The 11,750-nt window shown below is 49.1% G+C and carries 4 protein-coding genes; all 4 read left to right on the forward strand.

Translation table 11 applies throughout. From position 1 onward, the window contains the following. The first annotated feature begins 133 nt into the window (after positions 1-133). A complete protein-coding gene (locus AAC854_RS19155; RefSeq protein ID WP_340618504.1) occupies positions 134-3,880 on the forward strand; it encodes a Tc toxin subunit A-related protein in 3,747 nt (1,248 codons plus the stop codon). Between the two features lie 52 nt (positions 3,881-3,932). After that, positions 3,933-8,408: a SpvB/TcaC N-terminal domain-containing protein gene (locus AAC854_RS19160; RefSeq protein ID WP_340618505.1), complete on the forward strand. Its 4,476-nt coding sequence runs from the start codon at positions 3,933-3,935 to the stop codon at positions 8,406-8,408. Between the two features lie 53 nt (positions 8,409-8,461). Next, positions 8,462-11,512: an RHS repeat-associated core domain-containing protein gene (locus AAC854_RS19165; protein ID WP_340618506.1), complete on the forward strand. Its 3,051-nt coding sequence runs from the start codon at positions 8,462-8,464 to the stop codon at positions 11,510-11,512. 124 nt (positions 11,513-11,636) lie between these two features. Continuing rightward, the coding region (locus tag AAC854_RS19170; RefSeq protein WP_340618507.1) for an IS1 family transposase at positions 11,637-11,750 on the forward strand (114 nt) is incomplete at its 3' end.

The following is an 11,750-nucleotide window of genomic DNA, read 5'->3' on the forward strand; positions in this document are numbered from 1 at the left end:
ATAAGCATAACTCAGTCCTCTTTTTTGCCTTTTTGTTTCTGGAAAATCAAAACTCGCAAAATTTGGACTGAGTTTCTTTGACACTCCTACCATTTTGAAAAGTTATATATATGCGGATGGTACCTGCAATCCAATGAATGCGGAACAACTGAGTCGCTATTCCATAATTAAAAATACTTTCGATACTATTCCATCGAATGGAGTGCGTATTGTTAAGCGGGCAAATTATAAACTTGCTCAGGATTTTGATATTCCTAGCTCTTTGGCGTTGAATTCCTCATCTAATCACAATTCATTTGTCGCTATAGACAACGCATCAATACCACAAATATCTTACGTCCATTCAAGCGAGAGCTTAGTTATTACACTAAACAATTCGAAATTTACCCTAAATTATCGAGTCAATGACAAGCTAAGAAGCTATCAATTAATTGCAATGAAGGCTTGTGGAAAACAAGGCCATACTTTTATTTTTGCAGATGAGGTAACTATCGATAATACATCATACCCCAATATATATGGGCCTATTTGTGTTTATAATACAACCAATAACACTATTGGTTCGACTCAAAGTGATATTGCTAATATTCCTCTAGATTATCCTAAATCAATATATTTGCGTAAGTCCGGTGTTATCAGTCCTTTGTTTTGGTCTTTGATTCGTGATAATGAGACAACAATAAATTTTGCTGTTGGCTCAAATCGTCAGGATGATTTTAAAAAATGTGAATATTCCTACTATGGTTTTGGTGTTGAGAATGAGAACAGTATTGTGCCTTTTGGTTATTTTTCCGTAGCTATTTCGTCAAACTGGTTATACTTTGATACAAATGTGGATGCGGAAAACATTTTATTTTCTGCACATATTTATGGAAAAACTCACACTTTTACTGCTAAAAACAAAGTTCAAACACTCCCGCACCCTAGCTTTGAAGGTATGGATTACGTATTTAACTCTATGACTCTGGATGTGTCAGATTTAAAATTTGTTAACGATGTGGAATATATAGATGTCTATTTTGAAATTAAAGATAAAGATGGAAAGAGTATTGGAAAGGCGAGTTCTACGCTGACGATAAAAAAAGTAAATTACTCTCCAAATCGTATTCTTCATTTATATGATACTGATGTTGGCGCACAGTATATGCAGCTCGGGGTGTACCGCATTCGCCTCAACACCCTGCTGGCACCGCAACTGGTGGCCAAAGCGAATACCGGTATTGATACCATCCTGACCATGGCGACTCAGCAACTGCCGGAACCCCAGCTCGGCAAGGGGTTCTACGCGGACTTTGTTCTGCCGCCGTATGATAAAAATACACACGGTGGCAGTCGGAAGTTTACCCTTAATCTAAAGCATGTGGTTGATGATAACGCACATGTTGTGTATTCGGGCATGCTGACTGACAGCACATTAAGCGTGAGACTGTTTGTTCCCCTTGATAATAATCCTGTGTATCCGAATGCTGTAGCCAAGGTGTTTTTGCGCACGGATAAACAAGGGGATGTCGGCGGGAAAGGCGCTCATTTTATCTATGCGGACGACGCCAAAACCACGGTCAAATTAAGACCAGAGAATAATGACATTTCGATGTTTGATGCGGTGGTGATACAGGATGGTCAAAAAACCGAGCAGATGGATTTCAACGGTGCCTGCGCCCTCTATTACTGGGAACTGTTCTACTACACCCCAATGCTGTGCTTCCAGCGTCTGCTGCAGGAAAAACAATTCGATGAAGCCACCAAGTGGATGAACTACGTCTACAATCCGGCCGGCTATATCGTTAACGGGGAAATCGCGCCCTGGACCTGGAACTGCCGCCCGCTGGAAGAGGCCACGTCCTGGAATGCCAATCCGCTGGATGCGGTGGACCCGGATGCCGTTGCCCAGTATGACCCGACGCACTACAAAGTGGCCACGTTTATGCGCCTGCTGGATCAACTGATTATGCGTGGCGATATGGCCTATCGCGAACTGACCCGCGATGCGTTGAATGACGCCAAAATGTGGTATGTGCGCGCTTTGGAACTGCTTGGTGATGAGCCGGAGGACTACGGCAGTCGTCAATGGGCGGCACCGTCTCTTTCCGTAGCCGCCAGCCAGACCGTGCAGGCGGCCTATCAGCAGGAGCTTGCGGCGCTGGACCGGGGGGAGGTGCCCACGCAGCCCCGTACCGCGAACTCGCTGGTCGGTCTGTTCCTGCCGGAATATAACCCGGCGCTGACCGATTACTGGAAAACCCTGCGTCTGCGTCTGTTTAACCTGCGCAACAACCTTTCTATTGATGGGCAGCCACTGTCGCTGGCGATTTACGCTGAACCTACCGATCCGAAAGCGCTGCTCACCAGTATGGTACAGGCCTCTCAGGGCGGCAGTGCATTGCCGACAGGCACCTTGTCATTATACCGCTTTCCGGTGATGCTGGAACGGGCCCGCAATCTGGTAGGGCAATTGACTCAATTTGGGGCTGCCTTGCTCAGTATGGCAGAGCATGATGATGCCGATGAACTCACCACACTGTTACTTCGGCAGGGCATGGAGCTGGCGACCCAGAGCATCCGTATCCAGCAACGGACCGTGGATGAAGTTGATGCCGATATCACCGTACTGAAAGAAAGCCGGCGCAGTGCGCAGAATCGTCTGGCGAAATATCAGCGGCTGTATGACGAAGATATTAACCCCGGAGAGCAGCGGGCTATGTCACTGTTTGATGCGGCAGCCAGCCAATCGCTGGCCGGGCAGGTACTTTCAACCGCCGGAGGAGCGGCTGATCTGGCGCCAAACGTGTTCGGTTTTGCCTGTGGGGGCAGTCGCTGGGGAGCGCCACTGCATGCCGCAGCATCTGTGCTGTCTCTTTCTGCAACCGCTTCACAATACTCTGCGGAAAAAATCAGCCGTTCAGAGGGATATCGCCGCCGCCGTCAGGAGTGGGAAATTCAGCGTGATAATGCAGACGGTGAAGTCAGGCAGATGGATGCCCAACTGGCAGCCCTGACAATCCGGCGCGAAGCCGCACAGATGCAGGTGGAATATCAGGAGACCCAGCAGGCGCAGACGCAGGCTCAGCTGGAACTGTTACAGCGTAAGTTCACGAACAAAGTCCTCTACAGTTGGATGCGCGGGAAACTGAGTGCCATCTACTATCAGTTCTTTGACCTGGCCCAGTCCTTCTGCCTGATGGCGCAGGAAGCGCTGCGCCGCGAACTGACCGACAACGGTGTGACCTTTATCCGCGGCGGTGTCTGGAACGGTACGACGGCGGGTTTAATGGCCGGTGAAACCCTCTTACTGAACCTGGCAGAAATGGAAAAAGCCTGGCTGGAGCGTGATGAGCGGGCGCTGGAAGTGACCCGTACCGTGTCGCTGGCGCAGTTCTATCAGGCCTTATCATCAGACCGCTTTAGCCTGACAGAAAAACTCACGCAGCTCCTCCGGGACGGCAAAGGCAGCGCCGGCCCGACCGGTAATGAGCTGAAACTCAGCAACCACCAGATAGAAGCTTCCGTGCGGCTGTCCGATCTGAAAATTTTCAGTGATTATCCCGAAAGTCTCGGCCGTACCCGTCAGTTGAAGCAGGTGAGTGTCACCTTACCAGCGCTGGTCGGCCCATATGAAGATATCCGGGCCGTACTGAACTATGGCGGCAGCATCGTCATGCCACGGGGTTGCAGTGCCATTGCGCTCTCCCATGGCGTGAATGACAGCGGGCAATTTGTGCTGGATTTCAACGATCCCCGTTACCTGCCGTTTGAAGGTATTTCCGTGAATGACAGCGGTAGCCTGACGTTGAGTTTTCCGGATGCGACTGATCGGCAGAAAGCGCTGCTGGAGAGTCTGAGCGATATCATTCTGCATATCCGCTACACCATTCGTTCCTAATTAAAACATTGTGACAGGCAGGCTCCTGAGGGAGCCTGTTTAAGGAGTTTTTATGCAGGGTTCAACACCTTTGAAACTTGAAATACCGTCATTGCCCTCAGGCGGCGGATCACTGAAAGGAATGGGAGAAGCATTCAACGCTGTCGGAGCGGAGGGGGGAGCGTCATTTTCACTGCCCTTACCGGTCTCTGTCGGGCGTGGTCTGGTGCCGGTGTTATCACTTAATTACAGCAGTATTGCAGGCAATGGATCATTCGGGATGGGTTGGCAATGTGGGGTTGGCTTTATCAGTCTGCGTACCGCCAAGGGCGTTCCACACTATACGGGACAAAATGAATATCCGGGACAAGATGAGTATCTCGGGCCGGATGGGGAAGTGTTGAGTATTGTGCCAGATAGCCAAGGGCAACCAGAGCAACGCACCGCAACCTCACTGTTGGGGACTGTTCTGACACAACCGTATATCGTTACCCGCTATCAGTCCCGTGTGGCAGAAAAAATCGTCCGTTTAGAGCACTGGCAGCCGCAGCAGAAACGTGAAGAAGAGACTTCTTTTTGGGTACTTTTTACGGCGGATGGTTTAGTGCACCTGTTCGGTAAGCATCACCATGCACGTATTGCTGATCCTCAAGATGAAACCAAAATTGCCCGCTGGCTGATGGAGGAAACCGTCACGCATACCGGGGAACATATTTACTATCACTATCGGGCAGAAGACGATCTTGACTGTGATGAGAATGAACTTGCTCAGCATTCAGGTGTTACGGCCCAGCGTTATCTGGCAAAAGTCAGCTATGGCAATACTCAGTCGGAAACCGCTTTTTTCGCTGTAAAATCAGGTATTCCTGCTGACAATGACTGGTTGTTTCATCTGGTATTTGATTACGGTGAGCGTTCATCTTCGCTGAACTCTGTACCCGAATTCCATGTTTCTGAAAAATGGCGTTGTCGTCCGGATAGTTTCTCCCGCTATGAATATGGGTTTGAAATTCGAACCCGTCGCTTGTGTCGCCAAATTCTGATGTTTCATCAGCTAAAAGCGCTGGCAGGGGAAAATGTTGCAGAAGAAACACCGGCGCTGGTTTCCCGCCTTATTCTGGATTATGACCTGAACAATAAGGTTTCCTTACTGCAAACGGCCCGCAGATTGGCACATGAAACGGACGGTACGCCGGTGATGATGTCCCCACTGGAAATGGATTATCAACGTGTTAATCATGGCGTGAATCTGAACTGGCAGTCCATGCCGCAGTTAGAAAAACTGAACACGTTGCAGCCATACCAACTGGTTGATTTATATGGAGAAGGAATTTCCGGCGTACTTTATCAGGATGCTCATAAAGCCTGGTGGTACCGTGCTCCGATACGGGATATCACTGCCGAAGGAACGAATGTTGTTACCTATGAGGATGCGAAACCACTGCCACAGATTCCAGCACAACAGGAAAGCGCGATGTTGTTGGACATAAACGGTGACGGGCGACTGGATTGGGTTATTACTGCAACAGGGTTACGGGGTTACCACACAATGTCACCGGAAGGTGAATGGACACCTTTTATTCCATTATCCGCTGTGCCAATCGAATATTTCCATCCACAGGCAAAACTGGCTGATATTGACGGGGCAGGTCTGCCAGACTTAGCGCTTATCGGGCCAAATAGTGTACGTGTCTGGTCAAATAATCGGGCAGGGTGGGATAGCGCTCAGGATGTGATTCATTTGTCAGATATGCCATTGCCGGTTCCCGGCAGAAATGAGCGTCATCTGGTCGCATTCAGTGATATGACAGGCTCCGGGCAATCACATCTGGTGGAAGTGACGGCAAATAGCGTGCGCTACTGGCCGAACCTGGGGCATGGAAAATTTGGTGAACCGCTGATTATGACAGGCTTCCATATTAGCGGGGAAACTTTTAACCCCGACAGGCTGTATATGGTAGACATAGATGGCTCAGGCACCACCGATTTTATTTATGCCCGCAGTACTTACCTTGAACTCTATCCCAATGAAAGCGGCAATCGTTTTGCTGAACCTCAGCGTATCGATCTGCCGGATGGGGTACATTTTGATAATACTTGTCGATTACAAGTAACGGATACACAAGGATTAGGTACTGCCAGCATTATTCTGACGGTCCCCCATATGAATGTGCAGCACTGGCGATTGGATATGACCACATTCAAGCCTTGGCTGCTGAGTACCGTCAATAACAATATGGGAACAGAAACCACGCTATATTATCGCAGCTCTGCCCAGTTCTGGCTGGATGAGAAATTACAGGCTTCTGAATCTGGGATTACGGCTGTCAGCTACTTACCGTTCCCTGTGCATGTGTTGTGGCGCACGGAAGTTCTGGATGAAATTTCCGGTAACCGATTGACGAGCCATTATAATTACTCACACGGTGCCTGGGATGGTCTGGAACGGGAGTTTCGTGGTTTTGGGCGTGTGACGCAAACTGACATTGATTCACGGGCGAGTGCGACACAGGGGGCACATGCTGAACCACCGGCCCCTTCGCGTACGGTTAATTGGTACAGCACTGGTGTACGAGAAGTCGATATTCTTCTGTCCACTGAATATTGGCAGGGGGATCAACAGGCATTTCCCCATTTTACCCCACGCTTTACCCGTTATGACGAAAAATCCGGTGATGATATCGCCATCATGCCGAACGAACAGGAAGAATACTGGTTGTTTCGGGCGTTAAAAGGACAACGCTTACGGAGTGAGTTGTATGGGGATGATGATTCTATACTGGCCAGTACACCTTATTCAGTGGATGAATCCCGCACCCAAGTACGTTTGTTACCGGTTATGGCATCGGACGTTCCTGCGGTACTGGTTTCGGTGGCCGAATCCCGCCAATACCGATATGAACGGGTTGCTACCGATCCACAGTGCAGCCAAAAGATCGTCCTTAAATCTGATGCGTTAGGATTTCCGCAGGACAATGTCGAGATTGCCTATCCGAGACGTCCACAGACTGAGTTATCGCCTTATCCGGATACCCTGCCCGAAACACTTTTCACCAGCAGTTACGACGAACAGCAGATGTGCCTTCGTCTGACACGCCAGCGTTCTTCCTATCATCATCTGAATCATGATGATAATACGTGGATCACCGGGCTGATGGATACCTCACGCAGTGACGCATGTATTTATCATGCAGATAAAGTGCCGGACGGTGGATTTTCCCTTGAATGGTTTGCTGCTACAGGTGCAGGAGCATTGTTGTTGCCTGATGCAGCAGCCGATTATCTGGGACACCAACGTGTGGCATATACCGGTCCGGAAGAACGGCCCGCTATTCCTCCGCTGGTGGCATACATTGAAACCGCAGAGTTTGATGAACGATCGCTGGCGGCTTTTAAGGAGGTCATGGATGAGCAGGCGCTGACAAAACAGCTGAATGATGCTGGCTGGAATGTTGTAAATGTGCCGTTCAGTGAAAATGCAAATTTCAGTGTCTGGGTGGGACAAAAGGAATTCACAGAATACGCCAATGCAGACGGATTCTATCGGCCATTGGTGCAACGGGAAACCAAGCTCACAGGTAAAACGACAGTGACGTGGGATAGCCATTACTGTGTTATCACCGCGACAGAAGATGCGGCTGGTCTGCGTATGCAAGCGCATTACGATTATCGATTCATGGTTGCGGATAACACCACAGATATCAATGATAACTATCACACCGTAACGTTTGATGCACTGGGGAGAGTAACCAGCTTCCGTTTCTGGGGGACTGAAAACGGTGAAAGACAAGGATATACCCCGCAGGAAAATGAAACTGTCCCCTTTATTGTCCCCACAACGGTGGATGATGCCTTGGCATTGAAACCCGGTATACCTGTTGCAGGACTGATGGTTTATGTCCCTCTGAGCTGGATGGTTCAGGTCGATTTTTCTAATCAGATCAACTTTTCTCATTATGAAGAGCTGAAATCGGCTGGGATCATCACTGAAGATGGTTATTTCCTGTCGCTTGCTTTTCGCCGCTGGCAACAAAATAACCCTGCTGCTGCCATGCCAATGCAAGTCAATTCACAGAACCCACCCCATATCCTGAGCGTAATTACCGACCGCTATGATGCCGATCCGGAACAACAATTACGTCAAACGGTTACGTTTAGTGATGGCTTTGGGCGAACATTACAAACAGCAGTACGCCATGAAAGTGGGGAAGCCTGGGTACGTGATGAGTACGGAGCCATTGTGGCTGAAAGTCATGGTGAGCCTAAAACGGCGATAACCGATTTCCGTTGGACAGTTTCCGGACGTACAGAATATGACGGAAAAGGGCAGGCTTTGCGGATGTATCAACCGTATTTCCTGAATAGTTGGCAGTACGTCAGTGATGACAGTGCCCGGCAGGACCTGTATGCCGATACCCATTGCTATGATCCGTTGGGGCGTGAATATCAGGTTATCACCGCTAAGGGCGGGTTACGTCGATCCTTATTCACGCCCTGGTTTGTGGTGAATGAAGATGAAAATGACACTGCCGGTGAAATGACAGCATAAAGTTCAGTGATGTCTGTTCGCTGAACATGCATCACTTCATTTAGGAATGAATTATGAAGAATTTCGTTCACAGTAATACGCCATCCGTCACTGTATTGGACAACCGTGGTCAGACAGTACGCGAAATAGCTTGGTATCGGCACCCCGATACCCCTCAGGTAACAGATGAACGTATCACCGGTTATCAATATGATGCCCAAGGTGCGCTGACCCAGAGTATTGATCCGCGATTTTATGAACGCCAACAGACAGCGAGTGACAAGAACGCCATTACACCAAATCTTATTCGCTTGTCATCACTCAGTAAGAAAGTACTGCGTACGCAAAGTGTGGATGCCGGAACCAGTGTTGCCTTGCATGATGTTGCCGGGCGTCCCGTTTTAGCTGTCAGCGCCAATGGCGTTAGCCGAACGTTTCAGTATGAAAGTGATAACTTGCCGGGACGCTTATTAAGTATTACCGAGCAGGTAAAAGGAGAGAACGCCTGTATCACAGAGCGATTGATCTGGTCAGGAAATACTCCGGCAGAAAAAGGCAACAATCTGGCCGGGCAGTGCGTGGTCCACTATGATCCCACCGGAATGAATCAGACCAACAGCATATCGTTAACCGGCATACCCTTGTCCATTACACAGCAATTACTGAAAGATGACAGGGAAGCAAATTGGCAAGGTATGGATGAATCTGGCTGGAAAAACGTGCTGGCGCCGGAAAAATTCACTTCTGTCAGCACAACAGATGCCACCGGAACGGTATTAACGAGTACAGATGCTGCCGGAAACAAGCAACGTATCGCCTATGATGTGGCCGGTCTGCTTCAAGGCAGTTGGTTGGCGCTGAGGGGGAAACAAGAACAGGTTATTGTGAAATCCCTGACCTATTCGGCTGCCAGCCAGAAGCTACGGGAGGAACATGGTAACGGGATAGTGACCACATATACACATGAACCCGAGACGCAACGCATTATTGGTATAAAAACAGAACGTCCTTCTGGTCATGCCGCTGGGGAGAAAATTTTACAGAATCTGCGTTATGAATATGATCCTGTCGGAAATGTGCTGAAATCAACTAACGATGCTGAAATTACCCGCTTTTGGCGCAACCAGAAAATTGTACCGGAAAATACTTACACCTACGACAGCCTGTACCAACTGGTTTCCGTCACTGGGCGTGAAATGGCGAATATTGGCCGACAAAAAAACCAGTTCCCCATCCCCGCTCTGATTGATAACAATACTTATACTAATTACTCTCGCACTTACGACTACGATCGTGGGGGGAATCTGACCAGAATTCGCCATAATTCACCGATCACTGATAATAACTACACAACGAACATGACAGTCTCAGATCACAGCAACCGGGCTGTATTGGAGGAGCTGGCGAAAGATCCCACTAAGGTGGATATGTTGTTCACCCCCGGCGGACATCAGACCCGGCTTGTTCCCGGTCAGGATCTTTGCTGGACACCCCGTGACGAATTACAACAAGTGATATTGGTCAACAGGGAAAATACGACGCCTGATCAGGAATTCTACCGCTATGACGCAGACAGTCAGCGTGTGATTAAGACTCATATTCAGAAGACAGGTAACAGTGAGCAAATACAGCGAACATTATATTTGCCAGAGCTGGAATGGCGCACGACATATAGCGGCAATACATTAAAAGAGTTTTTGCAGGTCATCACTGTGGGTGAAGCGGGTCAGGCACAAGTCCGAGTGCTGCATTGGGAAACCGGCAAACCGGCGGATATCAGCAATGATCAGCTGCGTTACAGTTATGGCAACCTGATTGGCAGCAGCGGGCTGGAATTGGACAGTGACGGGCAGATCATTAGTCAGGAAGAATATTACCCCTATGGGGGAACTGCCGTGTGGGCAGCCCGAAGTCAGTCAGAAGCGGATTACAAAACCGTGCGTTATTCTGGCAAAGAACGGGATGTAACAGGGTTGTATTACTACGGCTATCGTTATTATCAATCGTGGACAGGGCGATGGTTGAGTGTAGATCCTGCCGGTGAGGTCGATGGTCTCAATTTGTTCAGAATGTGCAGGAATAATCCCATCGTTTTTTCTGATTCTGATGGCCGTTTCCCCGGTCAGGGAGTCCTTGCCTGGATAGGGAAAAAAGCTTATCGACGGGCAGTCAACATCACGACAGAACATCTTCTTGAACAAGGCGCTTCCTTTGATACGTTTTTGAAATTAAACCGAGGATTGCGAACTTTTGTTTTGGGTGTGGGGATGGCAAGTCTGGGGGTTAAGGCTGCAACGATTGCGGGAGCGACGCCTTGGGGGATCGTCGGGGCTGCAATTGGTGGTTTTGTCTCCGGGGCGGTGATGGGGTTTTTCGCGAACAACATCTCAGAAAAAATTGGGGAAGTTTTAAGTTATCTGACGCGTAAACGTTCTGTTCCCGTTCAGATAGGCGCTTTTGCTATCACATCGCTTGTTACGTCTGCACTATTTAACAGCTCTTCGACAGGTACAGCAATTTCCGTAGGAACAGCGGTTACCGTTGGAGGATTAATGGCTTTAGCCGGAGAACATAACACGGGCATGGCTATCAGTATTGCCACACCCGCCGGACAAGGTACGCTGGATACGCTCAGGCCCGGTAATGTCAGCGCGCCAGAGCGGTTAGGGGCACTATCAGGCGCAATTATTGGCGGAATATTACTTGGCCGCCATCAGGGAAGTTCTGAGCTTGGTGAACGGGCAGCGATTGGCGCTATGTATGGTGCTCGATGGGGAAGGCTCATTGGTAATCTATGGGATGGCCCTTATCGGTTTATAGGCCGGTTACTGCTCAGAAGAGGCATTAGCTCTGCCGTTTCCCATGCTGTCAGTTCCAGGGGCTGGTTTGGCCGAATGATAGGAGAAAGTGTAGGAAGAAATATTTCTGAAGTATTATTGCCTTATAGCCGTACACCCAGTGAATGGGTTGGTGCAGCCATTGGCGGGACAGCTGCGGCCGCTCATCATGCCGTTGGGGAGGACGTTGCCAATGCCGCTAGCCGGGTTACCTGGAGCGGTTTTAAACGGGCTTTTAATAACTTCTTCTTTAACGCCTCAGCGCGTCATAATGAATCCGAAGCATAACAATCATGTTCATTTCCACTTTGTCATGGATGACAAAGTGGGTTTTTCCAATGTGTGGGCAGAGGGTCATGCTCCCAATGATTAGATAATATGATAAACTCCCCACTTTTTTTATGGATGAGAGATGGCTAAAGTTGATGTGGTTTGTCGGTACTGTCACAAAACTGAAGAGGTTAAAGGGCATGGAAAAGGGCGCACTGGGCATCCGCGTTATCACTGTTATGCTTGCCGTAAAACC

It is taken from the genome of Xenorhabdus entomophaga, from assembly GCF_037996725.1.
In the GTDB taxonomy this organism is placed as follows: Bacteria; Pseudomonadota; Gammaproteobacteria; order Enterobacterales; family Enterobacteriaceae; genus Xenorhabdus; species Xenorhabdus khoisanae.